The following is a 25,707-nucleotide window of genomic DNA, read 5'->3' on the forward strand; positions in this document are numbered from 1 at the left end:
CGATGTCCCCCGGCCGGCGGCACAGGTCGCATCTTGTCTCCTCATGACTCACGGACCGGTGCACAGGCACCGGGCTGGCGGCGGCGCCGCCCTGCGGTATCGCCCTTGTCGGTATCGCGCTACCGTGCCGGGCAAGCGGCTGCGCCGGTCGTGAGCTCCCGGGGTCGCCGTCGTCGCCGACACCAAAGAGGGTGGCCCATGACCATCGCCGCATCCGACGACCTGCGGATCCAGCACCTGCAGACCGCTGCTGAGTCCGCCGAGGCTTCGACCGTCTCCCCCGACGCCGCCATGCGCCTACTCACGCGCTACTACCGGGACATCGGCACCGACGACCTCCTGAGCCAACGTCCGGACGACCTCCTCGGTGCGGCGTTCTCGCACCGCGACACCGGCCACCAGCGCCGGCCGGGCGAGGCGAACGTCCGGGTCTTCACCCCCACGGTCGACAACGACGGCTGGTCCACCGGGCACACTGTGGTCGAGATCGTCACCGACGACATGCCCTTCCTGGTCGACTCCGTCTCCGCAGAGCTCACGCTCCAGGGCCGCACCATTCATCTGCTGGTCCACCCCCAACTCGTCGTGCGCAGGGATGAGACCGGGACCCTGGTCGAGATGCTCGACGCCGACCCAGGCGGTGCGGTGGCGGACGGCGCCCACCCGGACGGCAACGACCCGGACGGCGCCCTGGTCGAGTCATGGATCCATATCCAGATCGGCCGCGAGAGCGACACCGCCGACCGGGAGCACCTGGCCGAGCAGATCCGCGCCGTGCTCGCGGACGTGCGTGTCGCCGTCGAGGACTGGCCTGCCATGACCGACCAGGCCACGGCGATCGCGGCGAACCTCGCCGAGCGCCCGCCCCGGGGCCTGGATCCCGAGGAGGTCGCCCAGGGCCGAGCGCTGCTGGAGTGGCTCGCCAACGGCCACTTCGTCTTCCTCGGTTACCGCGAGTACCTCCTCCCCGGTAACGGCGCCCAGCAGCCCGGCGCCCGGCAACCCGGCGCGCCCGCCGAGGCGATCCTCGACCCCGTCCCAGACTCAGGGCTGGGCCTGCTGCGTGAGGACCGCCCGGGGGCCGAGCCACCGGCCCCGACCCGCCTGACCGGCCGGGTGGCGGAGAAGGCGCGCGAGCCGCGCCTGCTGATCATCACCAAGGCGAACTCCCGCTCCCGGGTGCACCGGCCGGTGTTCCTCGACTACGTCGGCGTCAAGACGTTCGACGAGACAGGCGCCGTCGTCGGCGAGCGCCGGTTCCTGGGCCTCTTCACCGCGAGCGCCTACAACTACTCGGTCACCAAGGTGCCGTTCGTCTCGGAGAAGGTGCGCCGGGTCATCCAGGCGTGCGGCTTCGCCCCGGACAGCCACCTCGGCAAGGACCTCCTGGAGGTGCTCGAGACCTACCCCCGCGACGAGCTCTTCGCCACCGACGTCGACCAGCTCACCGAGACCGCGCTCGCCGTCGTGCACCTGGCCGAACGGCGTCGCACCCGCCTGTTCCTGCGAAAGGACGACTACGGCCGCTTCATGTCCTGCCTGGTCTACCTCCCGCGAGACCGCTACAACACCGCCGTCCGGCAGAAGATGGAGGCGATCCTCAAGGACGCGTTCAACGGCTCGACGGTCGAGCACACCACCCGCGTCTCCGAGGCCGCGCTGGCGATGCTGCACTTCGTCGTGCGGGTGCCCAAGGGCGAGACGGTGGCGGACGCCGACCTCGACGACCTCGAGCACGCCCTCGTCGAGGCCACCCGCACCTGGGACGAGGACTTCGACGACGCCGCGCGCGCCGAGTTCGGCGAAGAGGCCGGCGCGGCCCTGGTGGGCCGCTACGGGGCCGGCTTCCCGGAGTCCTACAAGGAGCGCTACCACGCCCGCGTCGCCGTGTCGGACCTGCGCCACCTCGAGGCGCTCGAGCCGGGGATGCTGCGCCTGAACCTCTACAAGCCGGTGGGTGCGGCCGCCGGCGACCGCCGGCTCAAGCTCTACCGCCAGGGGCCTCTCTCCCTGACCTCCGTCCTGCCGGTCTTCAACGACCTGGGCGTCGAGGTCACCGACGAGCGCCCCTACGAGGTCCGGCGCAGCGACGGCACGGTCCTCGACGTCTACGACTTCGGGCTGCACGCCACCGAGGAGCAGTGGAGCGAGGGCCAGGACGGCTCCCGCGCCCGGTTCCAGGCCGCGTTCGAGGCGGTCTGGGAGGGGCGCGCCGAGAGCGATGGCTTCAACTCCCTCGTGCTGCGGGCCGGGCTGGACTGGCGCCAGGTGGTCATCCTGCGCGCCCTGGCCGCCTACCTGCGTCAGGGCGGGTGGGCGTACTCGCGCGGCTACCTCGAGGAGGCGCTGCGGCAGAACCACCACATCGGCCGGATGGTCGTCGAGCTCTTCGAGACCCGCTTCGACCCCGACCGCTACGACGGCGCCGCCGCCGGTGCGCGGGCCACCGCGGAGCAGGCGGTCGTGGACCAGGTCGAGGCCGCGCTCGACGAGGTCTCCAGCCTCGACCAGGACCGCATCCTGCGGGCCTTCGTCGGCGTCATCCAGGCGATGCTTCGGACGAACTACTTCCAGCACGACGACGGGACGACGGCGGAGCCTCGCGCCACCCTGGCGTTCAAGCTGGACCCGCACGCCGTGCCCAACCTGCCCGCCCCGCGGCCCAAGTACGAGATCTGGGTGTACGGCCCCGGGGTCGAGGGCGTTCACCTGCGCTTCGGCGCGGTCGCCCGCGGCGGGCTGCGCTGGTCCGACCGCCGCGAGGACTTCCGCACCGAGATCCTGGGCCTGGTCAAGGCGCAGATGGTGAAGAACGCCGTCATCGTGCCGACCGGGTCGAAGGGCGGGTTCGTCGCCAAGCGCCTGCCGGACCCCGCGGTCGACCGGGAGGCGTGGCTCGCGGAGGGCAAGGCCGCCTACACCGCCTTCGTCTCCGCCCTCCTGGAAGTCACCGACAACCGGCTGCACGGCGCGGTCGTGCCGCCCGAGCGCGTCGTCCGTCACGACGGCGACGACCCCTACCTCGTCGTCGCGGCGGACAAGGGCACCGCCACGTTCTCCGACCTCGCCAACGGTGTGGCCCGGCGCCACGGCTACTGGCTCGACGACGCGTTCGCCTCCGGCGGCTCGGCCGGGTACGACCACAAGGTCATGGGCATCACCGCGCGCGGGGCGTGGGAGTCGGTCCGGCGCCACTTCCGCGAGATGGGCCACGACACGCAGAGCGAGGACTTCACCGTCGTCGGCATCGGCGACATGAGCGGGGACGTCTTCGGCAACGGGATGCTGCTCTCGGAGCACATCCGGCTCGTCGCGGCGTTCGACCACCGCCACGTCTTCCTCGACCCCGACCCCGATCCGTCCGTCTCCTTCGCCGAACGCCGCCGCCTGTTCGACCTGCCCCGCTCATCGTGGGCCGATTACGACGAGCAGCTGCTCAGCGAGGGCGGCGGCGTCTACCCGCGGACGGCGAAGTCGGTACCGATCACCGACCAGGTCCGTGAGCGGCTCGGCCTCGACCCGGACGTCAACGCGCTGACCCCCGCGGAGCTGATGAGCGCGATCCTCCGTGCGCCCGTCGACCTGCTCTGGAACGGCGGCATCGGCACCTATGTCAAGGCGGCCACGGAGTCCAACGCCCAGATCGGCGACCGCGCCAACGACGCCATCCGCGTCGACGGTCGCGACCTGCGCTGCACCGTGGTCGGCGAGGGCGGCAACCTCGGGGTGAGTCAGCTCGGCCGCATCGAGGCCGCCCGCTCCGGCGTGCGGATCAACACCGACGCCATCGACAACTCCGCCGGCGTGGACACCTCCGACCACGAGGTGAACATCAAGATCCTGCTCACCGGGCTGGTGCGGGAGGGTGAGATGACGCTGCTGCAGCGCGACCGGCTGCTGGCGTCGATGACCGACGACGTCGCCGCCCAGGTGCTGCGCCACAACTACGAGCAGAACGTGCTCCTCGGCAACGCGCGCACGCTGGAGCCGCGCATGGTCGGCACGCACGTGCGGTTCATGCGGTTCCTGGAGGGCCGCGGCGAGCTCGACAGGGCCTTGGAGTTCCTGCCGTCGGACGAGGACCTCGCGCAGCGCGCCAAGGACGGCCGCGGCCTGACGTCCCCGGAGTTCGCCGTGCTCATGGCGTACTCCAAGCTCGCGCTCAAGCATGACCTGGTGGCCTCGTCGGTAGCCGACGAGGCGTGGTTCACCCGCACGCTCACGGAGTACTTCCCGCCGGCGCTGCGCGAGGACTATTCCGGTGCACTCGCAGAGCACCCGCTGCGCCGGGAGATCATCGTCAACGAGGTGGCCAACTCGGTGGTCAACCGCGGGGGCATCAGCTTTGTCCACCGGGCGATGGACGAGACCGGCGCGGCCGCGGAGCACGTCGCGCGGGCGTTCGTGGTGTGCCGGGAGATATTCGGCCTCGCCTCCTTCACCGAGGCCGTCGAGGCCCTCGACAACCAGGTGACCACCTCGGTCCAGTCCCAGCTCTACCTCGAGTTCCGCCGGCTGCTGGACCACTCGGTGCGCTGGTTCCTCCAGCACCGGCCCGCCGGGCTCGACGTCGCCGCCGAGATCGACCGGTTCGGCCCGACCGTGCGCACCCACGTCCCGGACCTGCCGGACCTCCTACGCGCCGGCGAGCGGGAACGCGCGCACCGCCAGGTCGAGGAGTACACCGCGGCCGGCGTCCCCGCCGAGCTGGCCCGACGCGCCGCCGTCCTCCGGCACCACGTGACCATCCTCGACGTCGCCGAGCTCGCCGCCGGCTGCGACGAACCGGCGGAGGCACTGCTGGACCTCAGCTTCGCCGTCGCCGAGCACCTGGGCATCGACCGCATGCTCGCCCTGGTGAGCACCCTCCCCCAGGAGAACCGCTGGGACGCCCTGGCCCGTGGCGCGCTCCGGGACGATCTGCACGCGGTCACCAAGTCACTGACCCGGGCGGTCATTACCGCCACCGACCCCGAGCAGACCGCCGAGCAGCGCATGCGAAGCTGGCTGCGGGCGAACGTCACGAGCGTGCAGCGCGCGCGGGCCACGATGGCAGCGATCGACCAGCTCGAGGAACCGGGTCTGTCGGCGCTCTCCGTGGCCCTGGGGTACCTGCGCACCGTCGCACGCTCGACGGCGCCCGCCGGCTGACGGCGCCCGCCGGCTGACGGGGCGTGCGGCGTGCGGCGTGCGCCCGGGGCGGACGACGGCCACCGGGCCTCACACGCTGCGCCTGCCGTTGCGGGCGCGCGGGCCCGGGCCGACGATGGACGGGCTGGAGCCCACCGTTCGCCTCGACGAGGAGAAGACGATGTCATCGGTCGCCCGTGTCACCACCATCACCGCCCGCTCGGACACAAGTTTCGACGACGCCATCCGCGTTGGCCTCGAGCGCGCCTCCGCCACCCTGCGCAACGTCAAGGGCGCCTGGGTGAAGGAGCAGGAGGTCAGCCTCGAGGACGGCAAGATCAGTGCCTGGCAGGTGGTCCTCGAGGTCACCTTCGTCCTGGAGTGACACAGGCCGACGCAACCAGGGCTGAATGAAAGAGCGCAGGCCGCCCGACAGGGCGGCCTGCGCCGACTCTCACGCCGAGGCGGTGGCCTCCCGTGGCGCAATTGCCACGGCGCACTTCCGCAACGTGAGCTGCACACCTTCCCCCGTACGGCGCGCGTCCGCGGCGTCGTGCTGGACGACGTCCACGGTTCCGTCGGCCTGTCGTACCTGGTGCGGCGCAACAAGCCGAGGAAGCTGCTGCGACCACGGTACCTGCAAGACCGGTGTCGCCGAACCACGCCCGCGTGCTGAGGCACGCTCACCCGCGCGGGTCACGACACCCGGACGAGCCCGCCCTCGTGCGTGAGCGCGTCCGCGTCCGGGTCGTCGAACCAGGCGCCGTTCTCACCGAGATACCGGAAGCGGACGTCCGAGCCGGCGGGCACCGCGATGGTGGTGCTGATCGTCCCGTTGCTGCGGCGGCGCATGACGTGGACGCCGGGGGTCCAGTCGTTGAAGGTGCCGACCACGGAGATGATCCCGGCGGGATGGTTCCCCGGCAGGGAGAAGGTGAGCTTGCGAGAGCCGTCCTTCGACGGGCGCGACTGCTTGATCATCTGAACTGCCTTTCCTCGACAGGTGTGACGAGGCGGATGCTGGCAGAGGGCGTCAGACACGCCCGCGCGGACACACCGCCCACGCGGGCCGGGCTTGGGCGGGCCAGGTGCGACCGCGCCGTCGAGATGTCAGACGTCACGGGCGCGCGGACAGACCCTGCAGGTGGGGCCTGGTATCGGACGGGAACGGAAGTGGAAGCATCGCAACTGTGATGTCTCTCACACGTCCACCTGTCGGTCGGCAGACGTCCATGCCTCGGCAGCCGTCTTACCGGTCGCCTCGAGGATGACGTCGCCGGGCGACTTGTCCGGCCGCCAGCCGCGCCACCGGGGATGGCGCAGCCGCTGGTCGGGCGTCCACTCGGAGTACTCGACCTCCGCCACCCGGGTCGGGCTCACCCAGCGCGCGTCCCGGGAGTCCAGCCGCGGGACGCCGTCGACCGCAGAGCTCTTCCGCTCCGCACCCTCGAGCTGGCGGGCCCACTCCTCGGCCTCCTTGAGGGTGAATCCGGTGCCCACGCGGCCCGCGTAGCGCAGACCGTCCGCGGAGGGCACGGCCACCAACAACGAGCCGACGGCGCTCGCCCGGTTCCCCTGGCCGGGCCGCCAGCCGATGACCACGACCTCTTGCGTCAGCGTGTGCTTGATCTTGACCCACGACCGCGAGCGCCGGCCGGGCGTGTACCGGGAGTCGCGGCGCTTGGCCATGACGCCCTCGAGGCCCCAGCGCCGGCTCGCGTGCACCGCCGCCTCGATGTCGCCGTCGAAGGCCTCGGGGATGGCGACGAGCTCGTGCGCGCCCGGGTCGACGAGCTCCGAGAGCGCAGTCCGCCGTTCGTCGTAGGTGCGCTTGAGGAAGGAGGAGTCGTCGGCCTCGAGCACGTCGAAAAGCATCAGTCGCACGGGGTCCGCGCGGGCGAGGCGGTCGACCTGACGGTCGTCGCCCAGGTTGAAGCGCTTCTGCAGCGCCGCGAAGCTGGGCCGGCCTCGCGGGTCGAGAGCCACGATCTCGCCGTCGAGCACCGCACGGGTCACGCCGGGGACCACGGACGCCAGGTCGTGCAGCTCGGGGTACTGGCGGGTGACGTCGTTGCCGTTGCGGCTGAACAACCTCACGGTGCCGGCCTCGAGGACGACGACGGCGCGCACCCCGTCCCACTTCATCTCCAGGGCCCAGTCGTGGTCCGCGGAGAGGTCCTCGGCCGTGCCGAGCGTGGCGAGCATGGGCGACGGCGGCAGCTCGCGGCTAGGTTCGCCGGAGCGCAGGGAGGTGGTCCGGCGGGCAGCTGTCCGGTCGGTCGCGGTCCCCCGCGCAGCTGTCCGCCCGGCACCACTTCCCCGGGCGGTCTCCCGATCCGGGGCGACGCCGGAGCCGGGCTGCCCTCCCCCACCCCGGCTGACGCCGTCAGAGCCCATGAGGTGGATGAGCCAGTGGTTGCCGTCCTGGCCGCCGCGTCCTCCGGTCCGGATGAGCGCGAGCTTCGCGACCCGGCCGGGCCCGGCGGTGGCCAGGCCGCCGTCGGGCCGGCCCGTGAGGACGGCGATGACCTCCTTGCCCTCGTGCCACTTGTGCAGCTCATACGTGCCCGAGTCCCAGATGGTCACCTCACCACCGCCGTACTCGCCGGCCGGGATGGTGCCGGCGAAGGTGCCGTACTCCATCGGGTGGTCCTCGGTCTGGACGGCGAGGTGGTTCTGCTTCGGGTCGACGGGCACGCCCTTGGGCAGCGCCCAGCTGACCAGCACCCCCTCGTGGGCGAGCCGGAAGTCCCAGTGCAGGCGGCTGGCGTGGTGCTCCTGGATGACGAAGGTCTGGGCGGCGTGGCCGTAGTCGCCGAGCACCTCCTCCGGGACCGGCTCGGGCGTCTTTGCCGGGTCCCGCATGGCGCGGTAGGTAGCGAGCCGGTCCGCGCGGCGCCGCGCACCGATGGCGCCGGTGGTGTCCTTCCGTGGCGCGTGGGCACGCCGTGACTCGGGGGTGCCGCCGGGGGCGGCCGCTACGTCGATGACCTCCCTCGCCTCGGGGATGCGCTCGCCGGGGTCGGTGTAGGGCTCCACGTAGACCCCGAGCAGCACGGCCATGGGGTCGCCGATCTCCGCCACGCGCCGCAGCACCTCGGGGTACTCCAGGTGCGCCAGACCGGGGTCGTCCAGCTCGGCCCAGGTGCGCGGCGCGGCCACGGTGGGGTGCGTGCGCCCGCGCAGGGAGTACGGCGCGATCGTCGTCTTGCTGCCGTTGTTCTGGGACCAGTCGACCAGCACCTTGCCCGCCCGGAGCGTCTTCTTCATGTCCGAGACCACGAGGTCCTTGTGGTCCGCCTCGAGCGCGCGGGCGAGCTCGTGGGCGATGTCGCTGATCTGGTCCGCGGTGTGGGTGCCGTCGATGGCGGCGTAGAGGTGGATGCCCTTGGACCCCGACGTCAGGGGCACCGGCTCGAGGCCCATGCCGACGAGCAGGGCGCGGGCGAGCCGGGCCACCTCGGCGCACTCGACCAGCCCGGCCCCCTCCCCGGGGTCGAGGTCGAGGACGAGCCGGTCGGGGTGGTGCGGCTCGCCGTCGGACCGGAAACGCCACTGCGGCACGTGGACCTCCAAGGCGGCCATCTGACCGAGCCAGGCGAGCGTGGCGGCGTCGTTCACGAGCGGGTAGGTCTTGGGGCCCGAGGAGTGCTCGATGTCGGCGCGCACCACCCACTCCGGTGCACCCGGCTCGAGGTTCTTGACGAAGAAGACCTCGCCGCCGTCGTCGGCACGGCCGACGCCGTTCGGCCAGCGCTTGCGGGTGGCCGGGCGGCCCGCGCAGTGCGGCAGCATCACCGGGGCGATCTGGGTGAGGTAGGCGATCACCTCAGCCTTGGTGGTGCCCGTCTCCGGGTAGAGCACCTTCGAGAGGTTGGTCAGTCGCAGCCGGCGGCCGTCGACCAACACGGTCTCGGGCTTGTCGCTGGCGGCCATGGCCTACATCGTGTCTCGTCACACCGGCGATCGCACCCGCGTCACGAGACCAGAATGTCGCTCGCGACCCCTCACCCCCTGTCCGACGCCGGCAGACGCGCGTGCGGGATGGAACTGAAGGGCGCGCGCAGATGGAACTGAAGCGCGTGCGCGGATGGAGATGGGAACGAGATGGCGAAAATGGCTGGCACAACAACCACCTGGGCCATCTCGTTGGCCGGAACGGGCCGACCGAACCAGGTATGACCTGTGAAGGTGCGAGACCAGCGCGCGAAGCAGGGCGCGCCGCGGTCGCATGGCACCGCCGGCTGTTGCCGCTGCCCGCGCAGTGCTAGGTCGTCCCCTCCTGCGTCTGGACCGTGATCAGCCGCGCCCCTGTCAGGTCCAGGCGCAGGACGCCGCCGCTTGAGGAGAACCGCAGCACCACGGCCGCACAGCTGGGGCAGCGCACCACCAGCGCCGGGGCGTCGGCGTATAGCAGGTGGGCGGCCAGCGGTGCCGCCGACCCGCACGAGGCGCAGGTGGACAGGGCGTCGACCAGGTCCACGGTGAACAGGTCCCTCAAAGGACCAGCGGCAGCGTTGGCGTCCAGGCGCCGCGCGGCGACCGGATCCTGGTAGTCCGCGGCGGTGTCCTGCTGGCTCATCACTGACCTCCGGTCGCGCCGAATCGTTCGGTCCTGATCTGCCCGGGCGGGTGGCCAAGCGTCACGAGCTCGCGTGCGACGGCCTCGACGAATCCGGTGGGCCCGCACACCAGCACCCGGGGGTCACGTGCGGGTGGGACGGTGACCGCCGCCAGCATCGCGGTGTCCACCCGTCCGGTGAGGCCCGACCAGCCCGCCGGAGCGCCGCGCGTGAGGGTCACATGCACGGCGCCATCGGCCCGGGCGAGCTCCGCCCGGCCGATGAGGTCCACGTCGGTGCGGGCGGAGTACAGCAGCCGGACGTCGCCGTCGCCGGCCCGGTGGTGGCCGAGCATGCTCAGGAACGGGACCACGCCGGAGCCGCCGGCGATCAGCTGGACCGGGGCGCCGCCGTCGGGCTGGACGAAGTACCCACCGATCGGGCCGCGCAGCTCCAGGAGGTCGCCCGGGACAAGGACTTCGGTGAGGTAGGGCGAGACCTCGCCGTCGGGCAGGCGCTCGACGACGAGCTCCACGTGCCCGGGCCGGGGTGGGGAGGCGATGGAGTAGGAGCGCTGGGCGGCGTAGCCGTCCTCCGCGGTCAGGCGCACGTCCAGGTGCTGACCGGGCACGTGGCCGGGCCAGTCTGGCGGGGCGAGCGTGAGGCGGGAGGCGCGGGCGCTCTCCCGCGCCACCTGGACCACCTCGGCCCGCTGCCAGGTCAGTCGCCGGCGTACCGCTGCTGGCGCCATGGGTCACCGCGGTTGTGGTAGCCGAAGGTCTCCCAGAAGCCGGGCTCGTCGTGGGTGCTCAGCACGATGCCGCGCACCCACTTCGCCGACTTCCAGAAGTACAGGTGCGGCACGAGCAGCCGCGCGGGGCCGCCGTGCTCCGGATGGAGCGGGGCGCCGTCGTAGGTGTCGACCACCCACGCACGCCCGCCGCGCAGGTCGGCCAGCGGCAGGTTGGTGGTATAGCCACCGTCGCTGAAGGCGACGGCGTACTCGGCACGGGTCGCGACGGCGTCGAGCAGGGTGTCCAGGGAGACGCCCTCCCACCGGGTGTCGAGCTTGGACCAGCTGGTGACGCAGTGGATGTCGACGACCGGCTGCTCGCGCGGCAGCGCGCGGAACTCCTCCCATGTCCAGCGGCGCTCGGTCTGAACCTCGCCGCGGAGGGTGAAGTCCCAGCTCTCCAGCGGGGTGCGTGGCGTGGGGCCGGCCGAGAGCACCGGGAAGCCCTCGGCGACGTCGTACTGGCCGGGGGGCAGCCGGCCGGGTGGGCCGTCGCGGCGGCGGCCGGTGAACCCGCGGGAGACGAACGGCATGGTGGCCGCCTCTCAGGCGCCGAGCACCTTGAACGTGGTGCTCCAGGTGTTGCCCAGCGCACCCTGCATCGCGATCTGGACGAACCCGAGCGCCTCCAGCTCGCGGCTGCGGCGCAGCGGGCCGGCGTCCAGGGGGCGCAGCCCCATGGACGCGGCGAGCTCGGTGACCTTGTCCTTCGCGGCGGCGTCGTCGGCGGCGATGAGGACGTCGAGCGGCCGACCCTCGACCTCGCCCGCAGTGAGCGGCACGGGATCCCGGCCGACGATCTGCAGGGTGTGCCCGGCGGCTGCCGCCCGCGTCGCGATCGCGCACCCCATGTTGCCGTAGCCGTTGACAGTGACATGCATGCGCCGTGCCCCTTCGGTGGGTACCGGTTCGTGCGCCGACCTCGTCGTCGGGCGCCCGTGGTGCAACGTGCGTGACGCTACAGCCTGCTACTCATTTGTTCGACAGGTGATCCCCATCTCCGCCTGCCGGCGTCCGGTGGCCGACCGCCGGTGAGAGGCCTCTCCGTCATCGAGCGAGGGTCGCCGGGACACGACGACGGGGGCCGGTGCGCCCCCGCACACCGGCCCCCGTCGTGGTCGGTCAGACCGTCTGCGGCGCCTCGACGCGCGCAGCCCGGACGGCGTTCACCAGCGAGCCGACCGGTCGGCCCAGCAGACGGGCGAGGTCATCGGTGTCGTTGTCCAGGTCGCCGTCGGCGATGTTGCGGTCGACCGTGACGAGGAAACCGACGAGTCCCTCGTCGAGCCCGGCGCCTGTCAGCGCCGCCGTCAGCTCCTCGGCGGTGGTGACCGCCTTGGCGTCGACGGGCTGCCCGGTCACCTCGGTGATCGCGGCCGCGAGGTCGCCGATCGAGTACGACGGGCCTCCGAGCTCGTAGACCACGTTGCCCTCGACGTCCTCGAGCAGTGCGGCGGCGGCCGCCTCCGCGAGCTCGAAGCGGGTGGCCAGCGCGATCCGGCCCTCCCCCGTGGCGTGCAGGATGGTGCCCTGAGCGAGGTACGTCGCGATCTGCCCGGTGTAGTTCTCCACGTACCAGGGGTTGCGTAGGAACGTGTAGGGCAGCCCCGAGGCGGCGATGACCTCCTCGGTGCCCTTGTGCTCGGGAGCGAGCACCAGGCCCGAAATGCCCGCGCGGAGCATCGAGGTGTACAGGATGCGTGAGACGCCTGCCTTGCGGGCAGCCTCCACGACGTTGGTGTGCTGCTGCACGCGCCCGCCGACCTCGGAGCCGGACACCAGCAGGAGCTTGTCCACGCCCACCAGTGCGGAGTCGAGCGTCTCGGGCCGGTCGTAGTCAGCCTCGCGGACCTGGACACCGCGGGCGGCCAGGTCGGCGGCCTTCTCGGGGGTCCGGGCCAGGGCGACGACGTCGGCCGGGGCCACGCCGCGCTCGAGCAGCTGGTCGACGGCGAGGCGGCCGAGGTGGCCGGTGACTCCGGTGATGGCGTAGAGGGGCATGCCGCTCCTTCATGTCTCGAGAACAGGTGAGAACCCGTGTGGAGATTGAACGGGATGAGGGTTTCCGCTATTCCGGGGCTGTAGTGGGTCGTGGCACAGACGTGCCCCGGACGTGCAGCGTGCACGCGCCCATCACGCGATCTGGAACGACCGCTTCGCGAAGCCCATCATGTAGCCGTCGATCACGGTGGTGACCGGCGCGTCTGCGGCCGTGGCCGCCCCGAGCGTGACGAACAGCGGGATGTAGTGGTCCACGGTCGGGTGCGCGTAGGGCATGCCGGGCGCCTTGGCGCGGAAGGCGGCGAGGGTGTCGACGTCCCCGCGGGCCAGGGCGTCGGCCGCCCATGCGTCGAAGTCGGCGGACCAGGTGGGGACGGCTCCCTCGAACATCTCCCGTGTGAGGTAGGGCAGGCCGTGGGTCATGAATCCCGAGCCGATGACAAGGACGCCCTCCTCGCGCAGCCCGCGCAGCCGGGCGCCGATGCGCATGAGCGCGTCCGGGTCGTGCGTGGGCATCGACATCTGCAGCACGGGCACGTCTGCGAGCGGGTACATGACCTTGAGCGGCACCCACGCGCCGTGGTCGAGCCCGCGGCTCGGGTACTGGTGGATCGGCTCGGTGTCCGGCATCGCCGACACCACCCGCCGCAGGAGCTCGGAGGCGTCCGGCGTCGCGTATGTCATCTTGAAGTACCGCCGGTGGAACCCGCCGAAGTCGTACACCAGCGGGGTGCCGGCGTCGGAGCCGCTCAGCGAGAGGGGGGCGTTCTCCCAGTGCGCGCTGACGATGAGGATGGCGCGCGGCTTGGGCAGCGAGAGCGCCCAGTCGGAGAGCTGCCGGATCCAGAGCGGGTCGTCGAACAGCGGTGGCGCGCCGTGGCTGAGGTACAACGACGGTAGTGGGCCGTCCGCCGGGGTCCATGGCCGCTGGCGCCGGCTCGCGGCGACGGCGGTGGGCAGGTACTCGTCGAAGGCACCTGCCGGGACGGCGGGGTTCAGCAGCGAGCTCATGACGCTCCTTTGCGTGAGTTGTGCAGGGTTCGGCCCGTCACGGGCAAAGTGTCGCCGCCGGAGGTCGACGGCGCCCGGCCGGGTTCCGCCGTCGGGAAGCCGACAGCGCCCGGCCGGGTTCCGGCGTCGGGAAGCCGACGACGGAACCCGGGTGGATCAGGCGCCGACGATCTTGACGGCGGTGCTCCAGGTGTTGCCGAGCTGGCCCTGGACGGCCATGTGCAGGAAGCCGACGCCCTCGAGCTGGTGGGCGCGCTTGAGCGGGCCGGCGTCGATGGCGCGCATGCCGCTGGACTCCACGAGCGCGGCGACGGCGTCCTTCGCCTCGGCGTCGTCGGCGGCGAGGGCGACGTCGAGCTTGTGCCCGTCCACGGCGCCGGCCACGAGGGTGCCCGCGAAGACGGTGTTGAAGCCCTTGACGACCTTGGAGGCCGGGATGACCTTCTGCAGCTCCTGGGCGGCGGAGGAGTCGTCCGGGGTGACGAGCCGGTCGAAGGTGGCGAAGTCGACGGGGTTGGAGATGTCGACGACGACCTTGCCGGTCAGCCCGTCGCGAAGCTGCTCCGCCACGGCCAGTGCGGCGTCGTAGGGCAGGGCGAGCACGACGATGTCGCCGGTGACGGCGGTGGTGAGCGAACCGGCGGTGACGGTGCCGGTGAGCTCGCCGGCGAGGGTGCCGGCGCCGGACTCGTCGCGGGCGAGGATCTGGACGGCGTGGCCGCCGGCGAGTGCGCGGGTGGCGATGCCACGGGCCATGTTGCCCGCGCCGATGATGGTGATGGCGGTCATGTGCTGGCTCCTGGTGTCGGTGGGAATGGCAGTCGGTGCCGTGGCGGAGGTGGCGGTCGGCGTCGCGGCCACCGGGGCCGCGGGGGTCGCCTTGCGGCGGAATCGGTCGAACAGGCCCATGGCGTGTGCGGTCCTTCGGTATGTGGGGATCAGAACGAGTGGGTGCTGAAGCGGAACACCGCGACGAAGAGCGCGAGCACCGCGAGCGCGAGCGGAGCCGTGAAGGACTCCTTGCGGCGGACGTGGCGGTCAGGCACCATACGGACCCGTTCGCTCACTTGAAGCAACAAGTTAGAACCTAGACCTGCTCACTTGAAACGTCAATAGCCTCACGACGACCCATGACTTGAATTATCAATAACCTGACACGATAGGATGCCGCCATGGACGACGACCAGACGCCGTGGCTGACGGCTGAGCAGGAGGAGGCCTGGCGCTCGCTCATGGCTGCGATCCTGCTGCTGCCGGGCGCGCTGGACGCCCAGCTGCAGCGTGACGCGGACGTCACGCACGCGGGCTACGTGGTCATGTCCGCGCTCTCCGAGACGCCCGACCGCGCCATCCGGATGAGCCGGCTCGCGCAGATGGCGAGCATGAGCATGTCGCGCCTGTCGCACCTGGTCGACCGGCTGGAGCAGCGCGGCTGGGTGGAGCGTCAGCCGGCGCCGGGCGACCGGCGCAGCACCATGGCGGTGCTCACCGAGGCCGGCTGGGACAAGGTGGTCGCCACCGCGCCCGGGCACGCGGACAACGTCAAGACGCTCATCTTCGAGGACCTCACGCCCGCCCAGACCCGGCAGCTGAAGAAGATCTTCGACACGATCGTGCCCAAGCTGGACCCCGAGCGACGCCTCCTGGGCTGCGCGCCGGCCGAGAAGCCCAAGCAGTAACCGGCAGGCCCCGTTCCGCGGTCCAGGAACGGTGGTCCACCCCGGCGACCGAGCACGTTGATGACGTCCGCCGAGTAGGTGCCCCGACTCCGGCGGCTCCAGACCACCCTGCTAGCGTCGTGGCTCACGAACGTGTCGGGATGCGTCTCGCGTCCCAACCGGCCACGGCGGCCGCCTCTCGACCCACCGCCGGCGGCCATCACGAGCCGGCCACCGGCCGCCCGTCAGCCTGGTCACCGAGGACCGCGGCCGAAGGAAGACACCGATGCACTCAGCCGACACAGACACTCCCGAGGACCAGTACGGGGTCATTCCACCGACCCCTTGATCTCCCGCCCCACACGGCCACCACGCCCAGGAAGAAGGACCCGACGATGGACCTCGCCACCTCCCGGGACGGCACACGGCTCGCTGTGGACCGGTACGGCTCGGGCACCATGACGCCGATCGTCCTCATCGGCAGCGCCGGCGACGACCGCGCTCGGTTGGCGCCTTTGGCGCGCGAGCTTGCGGCATCGCATCCGACCCTCGCCTACGACCGCCGCGGCCGTGGCGACAGCGGCGACAACGCCCGCGGTCACGAGGGCGAGGTCGACCGGGAGATCGAGGACCTCGCGGCCGTCATCGGCGTCGCCGGCGGTCACGCCGTCCTGCTCGGCTACTCGTCCGGGGGCATCCTCGCGTTGTTGGCCGCCACCCGTGACCTGCCCGTCGAGGCGGTGGTGATGTTCGAGCCGCCGTTCGACGCCGACGGCGGAACACCGCTGGCCCTCGACCTCTCCGACCGGATCGCCGCGCTCGCCCGCGAGGGGCGCAAGGGCGACGCCGCTGCCCTGTTCATGACCGAGGCGATCGGCATCGAACCCGCCATGGTGGAGCAGCTCCGGCGGTCGCCGGGGTGGGACCGCCAGGAGGCGGTGGCCGGGGCGCTCGCCTACGACGCTGCGGTCACCGCCGAGCACGGCGACCCTTCAACCTTCGCGGGCAAGGTGCCGGTCCCCGTGCTCACGCTCGCCGGCCGGGAGACCTGGCCAGCCCTGGCGGCGGCGGCGCGCCGCGCCGCCGAGGTGCTCGGCGGCGAGCACCGCGTCGTCGAGGGCGCCGGCCACGACCTGGTCCCGGCCGCGGTGGCGCCGGCGGTCGTGGCGTTCCTCGACGGTCTCCGCGCCGACTCCTTCTGACGCGCAGCCGAGCAAAGGACCACCATGTTCACCCGCGCATACAGCGGTTTCTCCGTGGACGACGCCGCCACGGCCCGTGACTTCTACACCGGCACGCTGGGCCTCGACATTCCAGAGGTCCGGATGGGGCAAGGCCTGCTCCGCCGGGGCGGACCGCCGATCGCGTGGTTCACCGACCCCGCCGGCAACATCCTCTCCGTGCTCCAGGCCGGGCGCCCGTGACGACCTTCGTCATCGTGCACGGCGCCGGCGGCAGCGGCTGGGAGTGGCACCGCGTCGCCGGTGAGCTGCGCGGGCGGGGGCACGACGTCGTCGCCCCGGACCTGCCGTGCGAGGACGAGACCGCCGGGCTCGCCGAGTACGCCGACACCGTCGTCGCGGCAGTGCAAGAGAGGGCGCGGACCGCGCCCGGACGGCCGTCGCCCGGTGAGGGGCCGGCCCGGCTCGTCGTCGTCGCCCACTCTCTCGGCGGCTTCACCGCGCCGCAGGTGGCCGAGCGGCTCGGGGCGGACCGCCTCGTCCTGGTCGCGGGCATGGTGCCGCTGCCTGGTGAGACCGGGGGTCAGTGGTGGGAGACGTCCGGGTACCAGCGCGCCGCACGCGAGCGCGCCGATCGCGACGGCGTCGTCGCCCGGATGGACACGGACGAGGAGGTGGTGGCGACGTTCATGCACGACCTCGAGCCGGCGCTGACGGCCGAGGCGCTGCAGCGCGGCCGCGACCAGGCCGGGCGGCCGATGTCCGACCCGTGGCCGCTGACCGCCTGGCCGGACGTGCCGACGTCGTACCTGATCTTCGGCGACGACCGGTTCTTCCCGCCCGAGTTCCTGCGGCGGATGGTTCGCGAGCGGCTGGGGATCGACGCCGACGAGATGCCCGGCAGCCACGCCGCGTACCTCTCGCGGCCGGCGGAGCTGGCCGAGCGGCTGGTGGCATACGCGGGCCCGACGACGTGACCGAGGCTGCGCCGTCGTGAATCGGCGTCATTCCGGTGGCGGCGACCCCCGCGGATGGGTTGACTGGGCTGACGTATGCCCCGCCGGGTGGCATGCACCGTCGGAGGGAGCCGCGCATGCGCGCGATCTGGAAGGGCTCGGTCAGCTTCGGGCTGGTCAACGTGCCGATCAAGCTCTACAGCGCCACCGAGAGCCACGACGTCGCCCTCCACCAGGTCCACAACGCCGACGGCGGCCGCATCCGCTACCAGCGACGCTGCGAGGTCTGCGGCAAGGTCATCGCCTACGAGGACATCGCGAAGGCCTTCGACGACGGCGATCGCACCGTCGTGCTCACCGAGGAGGACTTCGACGCGCTCCCGGTGGAGCGTTCCCGCGAGATCAGCGTGCTGGAGTTCGTGCCGTCCGAGCAGCTGGACCCCATGATGATGCAGAAGTCCTACTACCTGGCGCCGGACTCGAAGTCATCGAAGTCCTACGTGCTGCTGCGCCGCACCCTGGAGGACACGGACCGCACCGCGATCGTGAACTTCACCCTGCGGGAGAAGACCCGCCTGGGCGCCCTGCGGGTGCGCGGCGACGTGCTGGTGCTGCAGGCCCTGCTGTGGGAGGACGAGGTGCGCGCGGCCGAGTTCCCCGAGCTGGACCAGGAGGTCAAGCTCAGCGCCAAGGAGATGCAGATGGCGGCGGCGCTGGTCTCGAGCTTCGAGTCCGACTTCGATCCGGAGTCCTTCACCGACGAGTACCAGGTGGAGCTGCGCCAGCTCATCACCGCCAAGCTCGAGCAGGGCGAAGCCCTCGACACCGAGAAGACCTTCGGCGAGACCGCCGAGGAGGAGGGCGGCGGCGAGGTCCTCGACCTCATGGAGGCGCTGCGCCGTTCGGTGGAGGAGTCGCGCAGCAAGAAGGGCGGCGGCACCAAGGGCGCCGGGCGCTCGGCGGCGAAGGACGAACGGTCCGCGAAGGACGAGCCGGCGAGCAAGGAGGCGGACCAGGCCGAGGAGGCCGAGGAGGCCGACGAGACGGATGGCGCGGCGAAGCCGGCCCGCAAGGCACCGGCCCGCAAGACCGCCGCCTCCAAGGCGCCCGCCCGTAAGAGCGCTGCCGCCAAGGCGCCCGCCGCACGTAAGACCGCCGCCGCCAAGGACGAGGAAAAGCCGGCGGCGAAGAAGACGACAACGGGCGCGACGGCACGCAAGAAGGCGCCCGCAAAGAAGACGGCCTGACCGTGCAGGACGCCGGCCCAAGGAAGACGGCTAACCGCCGGTCAGCTCTCGGGTGCGGCGGCGCGCAGCTTCTCCAACAGGGGCTCGGCCGCCCGGTCCAGGAACTCCTGCTGCCCGTCGTTCCCCACTCCTGGACCACGGCGCTGTCAGTGAAGCCCGCGTCCCGACGACGACTCAGCTGACATACGCGCCGCCGCCGCGACAACGGCAGTGAGCCGCCCGTCAGGCGACCGTTACAGCGGCGAGAGCGCCCGCACGTCGAGCAGCGGCTGGGCGGGACACGGCCGAGGCGGCGGGGCGCGCCGTCGTCGGGGCAGGGCGGCGCACGGTCGGGCGGTCGGCCACGGTCTGCTCCCCCACGAGGCCTCGGCTGCGCAGCTCGGGCAGCACCCCGCGGAGCAGACCCACCACGTCGGCCGGGAGGGAGCCGGGCAGCACGACGAACCCGTCAGCCGCACCCGCCTGGATCCACGTCTGGATCAGGTCCGCAACGTCCGTGGCGGTGCCGTACGCGGTGAGCGCGCCGTGCCAGGGCGCCGCGTCGCCGGCGATCGCGGACACCAGCTCGGCCCGCGCCGCTGCGCTGTCGCGGTCGGCGGAGATGACGGTGTGCAGGTCCACCAGCACACGTACGTTCTCGCGGCCTGCCGCGCGCGACGCCGCCCGCACCGCGTAGCGCAGCTCACGGGCCCACTCCAGGTCCGTCTCGCGGATCCGCACCACGTCGGCGTGGGCGCCGGCGAGCTCGACCTCGGACTCCGTGCCGACGGGGACCACGACCCGCGGCTGCGGGGCCTTCGCGGCCCGGCCGCGCGTCGCAGCCAAGGAGCGGGTCACCCCGGTGAGGGTGCGGGCGAGGGCGTCGGTGTCGCCGGCGTGGTGGGCCAGCTGCAACCCGGCCCAGGTGCCGTTGGTGTGGGTGATCTGTGCGAGCTCCCCGGCGACCAGCGACAGGTCGGCGCCGCTGGCCGGCACGCTCGTCACCAGCCCGGCGGCCCCGGCGTGCGGGCTGATGCGGCGGGCGGCGACCACCGGGTCGAGCCACGAGTCGCGGCGCACCGCGCGGTCGCTGCGCAGCCGGAACTGCTCGCCGAGCGAGACGAAGGAGACGCCGTTCTGGTGGGCGGTGCGGGTGTACGAGGCGAGCCTGGCGAGGTCGGCCTTCTCCACGGGCAGGTCGGCGGAGAAGCCGTCGGAGGAGGCGTTCACGCCGAGGCCGGTCAGGTCGAGGCCGACGGTGGCCTGGGTGGTGGAGGACCGGTGGGCGCGGGTGGGCAGCAGGGAGACAGACATGGGAGCACATCCAAGGGTGTCGTCGCGCGATCGCGCGTCAAGCAAGAAGGGACTCCTGACCGGGCCGGTCCGCCGCCGTGGTGTGTCACGCACCGGCGAGGGGGCTCAAGATCAGGGGTGATGCGTCAGCCTCAGAAGGGCCGGGGCATCGCGGGGAATGTCGTCAGGCGGACATTCGCGAACGACAGCACATGGACATGCACATGGAGCGGCAAGGCGAGAAAGCGTTCTGCCTGAGGCTCTTGTGCGTGTTCATCGTCGTTCTCTGTTCCTTCGTGCTCTTGCACCTGGTGGTGCCCAGCGTTGCCCCACGCAGACCGTGGGGCCAGGTCATCACCCGGAGCACCCCCCGCACGTGGGGGGTTGTCGACCAGCAAGCCGGGGCTTCGCGCGGTTGCGCACTGGTGCTCTGAACCTGTTGCTGACGTTAAGCGAGAGACGCTTCACATGTCAACGAACGAGACCTTGTGTCTCATCCTCCGGGTTCGACCACACAGCGGACGGCCGACGGCGGACCCCACCTCCGGCGTCGGCCACCCGGTACGGAGCCGGTCAGCGCAGGGTCACGCTTCCCCGCGGACCGGTGATCTCGGCGCGCAGCCCGGCGGCACCGGCCCCGACCGGCAGGATGACACCGACGGCGTCCAGCACGCCGGCCACGTCGGTGGCGACCGGGTGGGTGCCGCTGAACGCGTGAAGCTCCGCCTGCGGCAGGCCCGAGCAGGCGGGGTGCGGTGACATGCCCCAGTCGATGAGGAACGGCACCACGCCGTCGTACGGCGCGGGCTGCGCCGACGCCAGGCGCCACGAGAGCACCTCGCCGCCCGGCGTCTCCCGTGACATCGGCCGCGGCGCGCCCAGGTCGGCGCCGGCCGCGCGAGCCGCGGCGACGGCGGTGTCGAGGTCGCGGGGGTGGACCGCCCAGGTCACGAGCCGGGGCGCGGTGAGCTCGTCGAGGCCGAACGGCTTCGCCCCGTGGGCGGGGTGCTCGGGGTCCGGGCCGATGATCTCCAGGTAAGCCGTCTCTCCCAGGCCCACGAGATAGTTGCGGGTGCCCTGGCCGGGGTGGCGGCCGCCGGGTGTCGGCGCCACACCGGTCGCCTCCTCGAACGCGGCGACGGCGTGCGCGAGGTCGCTCGCCGCGTAGACGAGGTGGTCGAGGAGCGGGTCGACGGCGCTCATCGGGTTGCCGCCGGGTGTGCGACCACCGGCTGCGCGGTGTTCACGACGGACCCGGTGATGGTCTGGGGCCGGGTGAGGAGGTTGAGCACCGGGCAGACCCGTTCGACCTCCTCACGCAGGTGCTCGATCGTGCCCGCCGACGCGGGTGAGGACACGGTCACGGTGTACGCGATGTCGTGGATCTCGACAGGCACGTCGGGGAAGTCGGGCAGACCGCCGCGGGGGTCGACCGACCCGGTGACGTCGACGGTCAGCGCGTCCAGCGGAACCTCGAGCTCGGCCGCCTTGATGAGGAAGATGTGCGTGAGGCAGCTGCCCAGCACCCCGAGCTGGAGCTCGGGCGAGGACGGGCCGAGGTCGTAGCCGGCGAAGTCGGCGGGGCTGTCGGAGAGTACCTGGAACTGCCGGATGCGGATGCGCCGCACGCCGCTCCGGCCTTCCGCGCTCACGGACGCGGAGAGCTCTGCGCGCGGGTGACCCGCCTGCCGGGCGGCCGCACGCCGGGCGAGCAGTCCCGCGCGCTTGTGCCGGAGGTACTCGCGCAGGCCGCCGCCCTCGGCGGATGCGGCCGGCAGCGCCGACGGCGCCAGCTGGGCGGTCATGCCCGCACCTCCGCCGCGGGCGCCTCGGGCTCGCCCAGGGAGAGCATGAGGCGGTTGGCCCAGTTGAAGAAGGCGGCGCCGTGGACCAGGTCCGCGATCTCGAGGTCGTCCAGGCCCGCGTCACGCAGCCGTGCGATCTCCTGGGCGCCGAAGCCCGCCGGCGTCTCGGTCAGGGCCACCGACGCGGCCACCACGGCGTTCCACCGCTCCCCCAGGTCCGCCGTGACCCCGTCGTCGAGCAGCCGCTGGACGTCGTCGGCCCGCTTGGAGTGGTGGCTGGCGAACCGGGCGTGCACCGAGGCGCAGAACACGCACCCGTTGAGCCGGCTCGTCGCTGCGGCAGCGAGCTCGCGCTCGGCGCGCGGGAGACCGCCGGCGGTGTTGTAGAAGATGTCGTTGTCGGTCTTGGTCCGTGCCGCGAGGGTCTCGGGATCGCGGACCAGCAGCCGGAAGTACGGGCTCTCCGCCCGACGCCGGTCCACCAGACCCGCGTAGTGCCGCTCGGTGAGCTCCTCGACGGGGGCGGGTTCGAGCCAGGGCACCCAGCCGAGGTTGGCCTGGGTGAAGGCCACCGGTCGGGCGAGGTCGGGGTAGGTGAGGGTGGTCTCGGGAGTGGTCCGCTCGGCGGTGGTGGACGCGGGAGTGGTCGTCTGGGTCATCGCTGAAGCTCCTGGGTGCGGTCGGTGGCGGGGGTCGCTGTGGTGGTGCGGGCCAGCTCGCCGAGCCCGTGCACCACCCGGACCTGGAAGGACAGGAACGCGATCAGCTGGGACAGCGTGACGATCCCAGTGACGCTCCAACCGGCCGCGAGCAGCCGATCCAGCGCCTCGGGCCCGGCCTCGCGCGGCCGGAGGACCAGGAGGTGCGCGTGCTCGAGCGCGGCGGCGAGGCGCTCACCCAGCGCGGCACGGTTGCCGGCAGTGTAGACCGGGCCCGGGCGGCTCTCCCCGGCCAGGCCGGGCTCGCGGTAGGTGCCGTACGGTCCGGCGCCGAGCCCACGCACGACCTCGCCCTCGACCACCTCGGCCACGGCCGGGTCGAGGTCGCACAGCGCCGTGGCGTAGTGGTCGGCGACGGGCACCACGCGGTGCAGGCCGGTGACGAACATGGCCACGGCGAGCCGCTCGGAAAGGCTGACCTCCGTGGCGTCGACGGGCTCGAACAGCGCCTCGTAGCTGCGCTGGGCGTTCTCGCGGGCGTCCGGGCGGGCGGCGCGGATGTGGTCGAGGAGGCTGCCGGGCTCGGTGCCGAGCAGGTGGTCGATGACGTCGGTGGTGACGCTCATGGGGCGGTCCTTCGGTGGGCGGTGGCGGTCAACGAGGGTCAGTGAAGGGCGGTGGCGGCAGGGAGAGTCAGTGGGCGGCGGCCAGGGCGGGACGCCAGCCGAGGGCCGGCGCCACCTCCGTGGCGAGCAGCTCGATGGAGCGCAGGACGTCCTCGTGGGGCGGGTCGATCGAGTGGACCTGGAAGGACACGTCCGTCGAGCGGGCCAGGGCGCTGTCGCGGCTCAGGGAGACCACGACGTCCTCCGGGGTGCCGACGTAGGAGTCCGTGCGCCGGATGAGCGAGTCGACGTCGTCCTCGGGGATGTGGTGGCCCTGGCGGCGCAGGCCCTCGGCGGCCCGCCGCAGCCCGGTCCCGGCGAAGGCGTGCGCCCGGGCGCGGTCCTCGGAGACGAACAGCGTCCGCGAGGCCAGGATGCGGGGCGTGGCCCCGGCCGGGAGTGCGGCGAGGTAGGCGTCGATGACGGGGTTCTGGATGTCGCTGAGGCTCGCGTCGGGGTTCCCGGCCGGGCGGGGCTGGGTGCGGGAGAGCATGAGCCCGTCACCTCGGGTACCCGCCGCGGCCGCCCCGCCGGCGGAGAACGTCGCCTGCCAGATCCGCTGCGTCAGCCCCGGCGCGGCCGGGTAGAGCCGGTTCTGCGGGTGGCCGAGCTCCTGCCCGTCCAGCGCGCCGACCAGAGAGGCGAGGTGGTCGGCGTAGATCTCCCGGCGGTCGGCGTGATCGCGACCGAAGGCGGGGAAGGACTTCGGCGTGCCGCCGCTGCCCAGGCCCAGCTCGAGGCGCCCGCCGGAGAGCACGTCGAGCACCGCGGCGTCCTCGGCCACCCGGATCGGGTCCTCCATCGGCAGCGTGATGATGCCGGTGCCCAGCCGGATCCGCGAGGTCACCGCGGCGGCGTGGCTGAGGAACACCAGCGGTGCGGGCAGGCCGCCCTCGTCCCGGTTGAAGTGGTGCTGGGCCACCCATGCGGCGTCGAGCCCGACGAGCTCAGCGAGCTGGATCTGCTCGACGGCGTTGCGGTACCGCTGGGCCGGAGAGGCGTCGTCCAGGATGCGGGTAAAGATCCCGATCTTCTTGGTCATCGGGCTGACTCCTTGTCGTGGTGGTCGTGCGAGGTCCCGGGGTGGCCGGGGATGGCGTCGAGCAGCGCGGCGGTGTACTCGTGCGTCGGGCTGCCGAAGACCCGTGCGGTGGTGCCCTGCTCGACGATCCGTCCGGCCTGCATGACCGAGACGGTGTCGGAGATCTGCTGCACGACCGCCAGGTCGTGGGAGATGAACAGGTACGTCAGCCCCAGGTCCTGCTGCAGCTGCTCGAGCAGGGCGAGGATCTGCGCCTGGACGGTCACGTCGAGTGCGGAGACGGCCTCGTCGAGCACCAGCACTTGCGGCTGGAGCACCAGGGCGCGGGCGATGGCCACCCGCTGGCGCTGCCCGCCGGAGAGCTCGGCCGGACGGCGCCCGGCCACGTCCGCCGGCAGCGCGACCCGGTCGATGGCCTCCGCGACGACCTCGCGGCGGCGCGCGCGGTCCGTCCCGGCGAAGTTGAGCAGTGGCTCCCCCACGATCTCGGCGATGCTCTGCCGGGGGTCGAGGGAGCTGAAGGGGTTCTGGTACACCAGCTGCGCGACGCGGCGGAACCGGCGCAGGGCTGCTCCCCCCAGCGCGGTCACGGCGTGCCCCTCGACCGTGATGCGCCCTGCGGAGGGGTCCTGCAACCCGACGACGGTGCGCGCCGTCGTGGTCTTGCCCGAGCCGGACTCGCCGACCAGGGCGTGGGTGGTGCCCCGGACGACCGTGAAGCTGACGTCGTCGACGGCACGGAAGCTCCGCCGTCGGCCGGTGGGAAAGTCCTGGACGAGACGGTCGACGACGATCGCGTGGTCGGCGGGCGTGGCCCGCTCAACCAGTTCGCGCGTGGCGGTGCGCGCGGCCGGGGCGGCGAAGGACGGTGCGTCGCCGAGCAGGGTGCGGGTGTAGTCGGTGGTAGGCGCGGCGAGCAGGCGGGCGGTGGGCCCCTGCTCGACGAGCCGGCCGTCCTTCATCACCAGGATCCGGTCGGCCCGGTCCGCGGCGACCGCGAGGTCGTGGGTGATGAGCAGGACGGCGGTGCCCAGCTCGCGCTGGAGGTCGCCTAGCAGGTCGAGGATGCGGCGCTGGACGGTGACGTCGAGGGCGCTGGTCGGCTCGTCGGCGATGATCAGCTCGGGTTCGAGTGCCACCGCGCCGGCGATGAGGACGCGCTGCTTCATGCCGCCGGAGAGCTCGTGCGGGTACTGGCGGGCGCGTGCCTGGGGCTCGGGCAGACCGACCCGGTCGAGAAGCTCGAGGACGCGAGCGCGGATGGCCGCCTTGCTCCCGTAGCGGTGGATCTGGAGGACCTCGGCGAGGTTGGCGCCGATGGTCTTGACGGGGTTGAGGGAGTTGTTGGGGTCCTGCGGGATCAGGCCGATCCGGGCGCCGCGCACGGACTCCAGCCGCCGCGCGCCCCAGCCGGAGATGTCCGTGCCGCTCACCTCGACGCTGCCGGACTCGATGTGCCCGTTCCCGGCGAGCAGGCCGACCACGGCCTGCGCCGTCGTGGTCTTGCCCGAGCCGGACTCCCCCACGACGGCAACGACCTCACCGGACGCCACGTCGAAGGAGACGCCCTCGACCGCGCGGGCGATGCCGCCGCGGGTGCGGTAGCCCACGGCGAGGTCCCGGACGGCGAGCACGGGCGGTGCGCTCTCGGTTGACCTGGTGGGGACGCCCCCCGGGGGCAGGTCCGCGGGACGGTCACGGACCGCGGTGATGATCGAGGTCATG

Annotated in this window: 23 protein-coding genes, 1 pseudogene and 1 riboswitch; of the genes and pseudogenes, 7 read left to right on the plus strand and 17 right to left on the minus strand. The window is 72.4% G+C overall.

Annotated features, from left to right (window positions below; all coding sequences use genetic code 11):
• Positions 1–198 precede the first annotated feature (198 nt).
• On the plus strand, positions 199–5,151 hold the full coding sequence (locus FE374_RS11955; protein ID WP_139929361.1) for an NAD-glutamate dehydrogenase: 4,953 nt from the start codon (positions 199–201) through the stop codon (positions 5,149–5,151).
• Between the two features lie 115 nt (positions 5,152–5,266).
• The gene (locus FE374_RS11960; RefSeq protein WP_230978283.1) at positions 5,267–5,515 is read left to right on the plus strand and encodes a dodecin family protein; all 249 of its coding nucleotides are present in this window, start codon (positions 5,267–5,269) and stop codon (positions 5,513–5,515) included.
• A gap of 311 nt (positions 5,516–5,826) precedes the next feature.
• Here the strand turns inward: FE374_RS11960 and FE374_RS11965 are convergent, their stop codons facing one another.
• The 9 genes from FE374_RS11965 to FE374_RS12005 all read right to left on the minus strand — a co-directional run bounded on the left by FE374_RS11965 (position 5,827) and on the right by FE374_RS12005 (position 14,286).
• A complete protein-coding gene (locus FE374_RS11965; protein WP_139929362.1) occupies positions 5,827–6,111 on the minus strand; it encodes an isoamylase early set domain-containing protein in 285 nt (94 codons plus the stop codon).
• A 219-nt stretch (positions 6,112–6,330) separates the two neighbouring features.
• Positions 6,331–9,066 (minus strand): ATP-dependent DNA ligase, encoded by a 2,736-nt coding sequence (locus FE374_RS11970; protein ID WP_139929363.1) that lies wholly within the window; start codon positions 9,064–9,066, stop codon positions 6,331–6,333.
• A gap of 331 nt (positions 9,067–9,397) precedes the next feature.
• Complete coding sequence (locus FE374_RS11975; RefSeq protein ID WP_139929364.1) at positions 9,398–9,712, minus strand: DUF6510 family protein; 315 nt, start codon at positions 9,710–9,712, stop codon at positions 9,398–9,400.
• Positions 9,712–10,443 carry a ferredoxin reductase gene (locus tag FE374_RS11980; RefSeq protein ID WP_139929365.1) on the minus strand — a complete coding sequence of 244 codons (732 nt, stop codon included), beginning with the start codon at positions 10,441–10,443 and terminating at the stop codon, positions 9,712–9,714. The genes FE374_RS11975 and FE374_RS11980 overlap by 1 nt, the downstream gene beginning before the upstream one ends.
• Positions 10,413–11,018, minus strand: a complete 606-nt coding sequence (locus tag FE374_RS11985; RefSeq protein ID WP_139929366.1) for a sulfite oxidase-like oxidoreductase — start codon at positions 11,016–11,018, stop codon at positions 10,413–10,415. The genes FE374_RS11980 and FE374_RS11985 overlap by 31 nt, the downstream gene beginning before the upstream one ends.
• A 12-nt stretch (positions 11,019–11,030) precedes the next feature.
• Positions 11,031–11,366: an NAD(P)-binding domain-containing protein gene (locus tag FE374_RS11990; RefSeq protein ID WP_139929367.1), complete on the minus strand. Its 336-nt coding sequence runs from the start codon at positions 11,364–11,366 to the stop codon at positions 11,031–11,033.
• Between the two features lie 241 nt (positions 11,367–11,607).
• Complete coding sequence (locus FE374_RS11995) at positions 11,608–12,486, minus strand: NAD(P)H-binding protein (protein ID WP_139929368.1); 879 nt, start codon at positions 12,484–12,486, stop codon at positions 11,608–11,610.
• Positions 12,487–12,618: 132 nt separating this feature from the next.
• Positions 12,619–13,497 carry a dioxygenase family protein gene (locus tag FE374_RS12000; protein ID WP_139929369.1) on the minus strand — a complete coding sequence of 293 codons (879 nt, stop codon included), beginning with the start codon at positions 13,495–13,497 and terminating at the stop codon, positions 12,619–12,621.
• Between the two features lie 156 nt (positions 13,498–13,653).
• Positions 13,654–14,286, minus strand: a complete 633-nt coding sequence (locus FE374_RS12005; RefSeq protein WP_139929370.1) for an NADPH-dependent F420 reductase — start codon at positions 14,284–14,286, stop codon at positions 13,654–13,656.
• Positions 14,287–14,669: 383 nt separating this feature from the next.
• Here FE374_RS12005 and FE374_RS12010 point away from each other — a divergent pair, with 383 nt between their 5' ends.
• The 5 genes from FE374_RS12010 to ku all read left to right on the plus strand — a co-directional run bounded on the left by FE374_RS12010 (position 14,670) and on the right by ku (position 18,539).
• Positions 14,670–15,176, plus strand: a complete 507-nt coding sequence (locus FE374_RS12010) for a MarR family winged helix-turn-helix transcriptional regulator (RefSeq protein ID WP_139929371.1) — start codon at positions 14,670–14,672, stop codon at positions 15,174–15,176.
• Between the two features lie 374 nt (positions 15,177–15,550).
• The gene (locus FE374_RS12015; protein ID WP_168205676.1) at positions 15,551–16,357 is read left to right on the plus strand and encodes an alpha/beta fold hydrolase; all 807 of its coding nucleotides are present in this window, start codon (positions 15,551–15,553) and stop codon (positions 16,355–16,357) included.
• A gap of 24 nt (positions 16,358–16,381) precedes the next feature.
• Positions 16,382–16,579: a hypothetical protein gene (locus FE374_RS12020; protein WP_139929373.1), complete on the plus strand. Its 198-nt coding sequence runs from the start codon at positions 16,382–16,384 to the stop codon at positions 16,577–16,579.
• Entirely contained in the window at positions 16,576–17,313 is a 738-nt protein-coding gene (locus FE374_RS12025; protein ID WP_139929374.1) for an alpha/beta fold hydrolase, read from the plus strand. The genes FE374_RS12020 and FE374_RS12025 overlap by 4 nt, the downstream gene beginning before the upstream one ends.
• Positions 17,314–17,429: 116 nt before the next feature.
• The gene (gene ku, locus FE374_RS12030; RefSeq protein ID WP_139929375.1) at positions 17,430–18,539 is read left to right on the plus strand and encodes a non-homologous end joining protein Ku; all 1,110 of its coding nucleotides are present in this window, start codon (positions 17,430–17,432) and stop codon (positions 18,537–18,539) included.
• A 41-nt stretch (positions 18,540–18,580) separates the two neighbouring features.
• Here the strand turns inward: ku and FE374_RS20410 are convergent.
• The 8 genes and pseudogenes from FE374_RS20410 to FE374_RS12070 all read right to left on the minus strand — a co-directional run.
• Positions 18,581–18,702: pseudogene (locus FE374_RS20410) on the minus strand (LLM class F420-dependent oxidoreductase); the annotation flags it as partial.
• 59 nt (positions 18,703–18,761) lie between these two features.
• Positions 18,762–19,832 carry an LLM class oxidoreductase gene (locus FE374_RS12040; RefSeq protein WP_139929376.1) on the minus strand — a complete coding sequence of 357 codons (1,071 nt, stop codon included), beginning with the start codon at positions 19,830–19,832 and terminating at the stop codon, positions 18,762–18,764.
• 294 nt (positions 19,833–20,126) lie between these two features.
• Positions 20,127–20,248: riboswitch (SAM riboswitch) on the minus strand.
• A 136-nt stretch (positions 20,249–20,384) separates the two neighbouring features.
• Positions 20,385–21,014: a VOC family protein gene (locus tag FE374_RS12045; protein WP_139929377.1), complete on the minus strand. Its 630-nt coding sequence runs from the start codon at positions 21,012–21,014 to the stop codon at positions 20,385–20,387.
• Positions 21,011–21,616 (minus strand): OsmC family protein, encoded by a 606-nt coding sequence (locus tag FE374_RS12050; protein WP_139929378.1) that lies wholly within the window; start codon positions 21,614–21,616, stop codon positions 21,011–21,013. The genes FE374_RS12045 and FE374_RS12050 overlap by 4 nt, the downstream gene beginning before the upstream one ends.
• Entirely contained in the window at positions 21,613–22,275 is a 663-nt protein-coding gene (locus FE374_RS12055; protein WP_139929379.1) for an alkylhydroperoxidase domain protein, read from the minus strand. The genes FE374_RS12050 and FE374_RS12055 overlap by 4 nt, the downstream gene beginning before the upstream one ends.
• Positions 22,272–22,901: a CMD domain protein gene (locus tag FE374_RS12060; RefSeq protein ID WP_139929380.1), complete on the minus strand. Its 630-nt coding sequence runs from the start codon at positions 22,899–22,901 to the stop codon at positions 22,272–22,274. The genes FE374_RS12055 and FE374_RS12060 overlap by 4 nt, the downstream gene beginning before the upstream one ends.
• Before the next feature lie 67 nt (positions 22,902–22,968).
• Positions 22,969–23,982 (minus strand): putative FMN-dependent luciferase-like monooxygenase, encoded by a 1,014-nt coding sequence (locus FE374_RS12065; RefSeq protein ID WP_139929381.1) that lies wholly within the window; start codon positions 23,980–23,982, stop codon positions 22,969–22,971.
• Complete coding sequence (locus FE374_RS12070) at positions 23,979–25,706, minus strand: dipeptide ABC transporter ATP-binding protein (protein WP_139929382.1); 1,728 nt, start codon at positions 25,704–25,706, stop codon at positions 23,979–23,981. Before FE374_RS12070 ends, FE374_RS12065 begins: the two co-directional genes overlap by 4 nt.
• Position 25,707 lies beyond the last annotated feature (1 nt).

This window comes from Georgenia yuyongxinii, assembly GCF_006352065.1.
Taxonomy (GTDB): Bacteria; Actinomycetota; Actinomycetes; order Actinomycetales; family Actinomycetaceae; genus Georgenia; species Georgenia yuyongxinii.

Excerpts from the sequence above, each read along its gene's own strand:
- FE374_RS11955 (WP_139929361.1), top strand. The coding sequence starts at position 199 with ATGACCATCGCCGCATCCGACGACCTGCGGATCCAGCACCTGCAGACC.
- FE374_RS11960 (WP_230978283.1), top strand. The coding sequence starts at position 5,267 with ATGGACGGGCTGGAGCCCACCGTTCGCCTCGACGAGGAGAAGACGATG.
- FE374_RS11965 (WP_139929362.1), bottom strand. The coding sequence starts at position 6,111 with ATGATCAAGCAGTCGCGCCCGTCGAAGGACGGCTCTCGCAAGCTCACC.
- FE374_RS11970 (WP_139929363.1), bottom strand. The coding sequence starts at position 9,066 with ATGGCCGCCAGCGACAAGCCCGAGACCGTGTTGGTCGACGGCCGCCGG.
- FE374_RS11975 (WP_139929364.1), bottom strand. The coding sequence starts at position 9,712 with ATGAGCCAGCAGGACACCGCCGCGGACTACCAGGATCCGGTCGCCGCG.
- FE374_RS11980 (WP_139929365.1), bottom strand. The coding sequence starts at position 10,443 with ATGGCGCCAGCAGCGGTACGCCGGCGACTGACCTGGCAGCGGGCCGAG.
- FE374_RS11985 (WP_139929366.1), bottom strand. The coding sequence starts at position 11,018 with ATGCCGTTCGTCTCCCGCGGGTTCACCGGCCGCCGCCGCGACGGCCCA.
- FE374_RS11990 (WP_139929367.1), bottom strand. The coding sequence starts at position 11,366 with ATGCATGTCACTGTCAACGGCTACGGCAACATGGGGTGCGCGATCGCG.
- FE374_RS11995 (WP_139929368.1), bottom strand. The coding sequence starts at position 12,486 with ATGCCCCTCTACGCCATCACCGGAGTCACCGGCCACCTCGGCCGCCTC.
- FE374_RS12000 (WP_139929369.1), bottom strand. The coding sequence starts at position 13,497 with ATGAGCTCGCTGCTGAACCCCGCCGTCCCGGCAGGTGCCTTCGACGAG.
- FE374_RS12005 (WP_139929370.1), bottom strand. The coding sequence starts at position 14,286 with ATGACCGCCATCACCATCATCGGCGCGGGCAACATGGCCCGTGGCATC.
- FE374_RS12010 (WP_139929371.1), top strand. The coding sequence starts at position 14,670 with ATGGACGACGACCAGACGCCGTGGCTGACGGCTGAGCAGGAGGAGGCC.
- FE374_RS12015 (WP_168205676.1), top strand. The coding sequence starts at position 15,551 with ATGGACCTCGCCACCTCCCGGGACGGCACACGGCTCGCTGTGGACCGG.
- FE374_RS12020 (WP_139929373.1), top strand. The coding sequence starts at position 16,382 with ATGTTCACCCGCGCATACAGCGGTTTCTCCGTGGACGACGCCGCCACG.
- ku (WP_139929375.1), top strand. The coding sequence starts at position 17,430 with ATGCGCGCGATCTGGAAGGGCTCGGTCAGCTTCGGGCTGGTCAACGTG.
- FE374_RS12040 (WP_139929376.1), bottom strand. The coding sequence starts at position 19,832 with ATGTCTGTCTCCCTGCTGCCCACCCGCGCCCACCGGTCCTCCACCACC.
- FE374_RS12045 (WP_139929377.1), bottom strand. The coding sequence starts at position 21,014 with ATGAGCGCCGTCGACCCGCTCCTCGACCACCTCGTCTACGCGGCGAGC.
- FE374_RS12050 (WP_139929378.1), bottom strand. The coding sequence starts at position 21,616 with ATGACCGCCCAGCTGGCGCCGTCGGCGCTGCCGGCCGCATCCGCCGAG.
- FE374_RS12055 (WP_139929379.1), bottom strand. The coding sequence starts at position 22,275 with ATGACCCAGACGACCACTCCCGCGTCCACCACCGCCGAGCGGACCACT.
- FE374_RS12060 (WP_139929380.1), bottom strand. The coding sequence starts at position 22,901 with ATGAGCGTCACCACCGACGTCATCGACCACCTGCTCGGCACCGAGCCC.
- FE374_RS12065 (WP_139929381.1), bottom strand. The coding sequence starts at position 23,982 with ATGACCAAGAAGATCGGGATCTTTACCCGCATCCTGGACGACGCCTCT.
- FE374_RS12070 (WP_139929382.1), bottom strand. The coding sequence starts at position 25,706 with ATGACCTCGATCATCACCGCGGTCCGTGACCGTCCCGCGGACCTGCCC.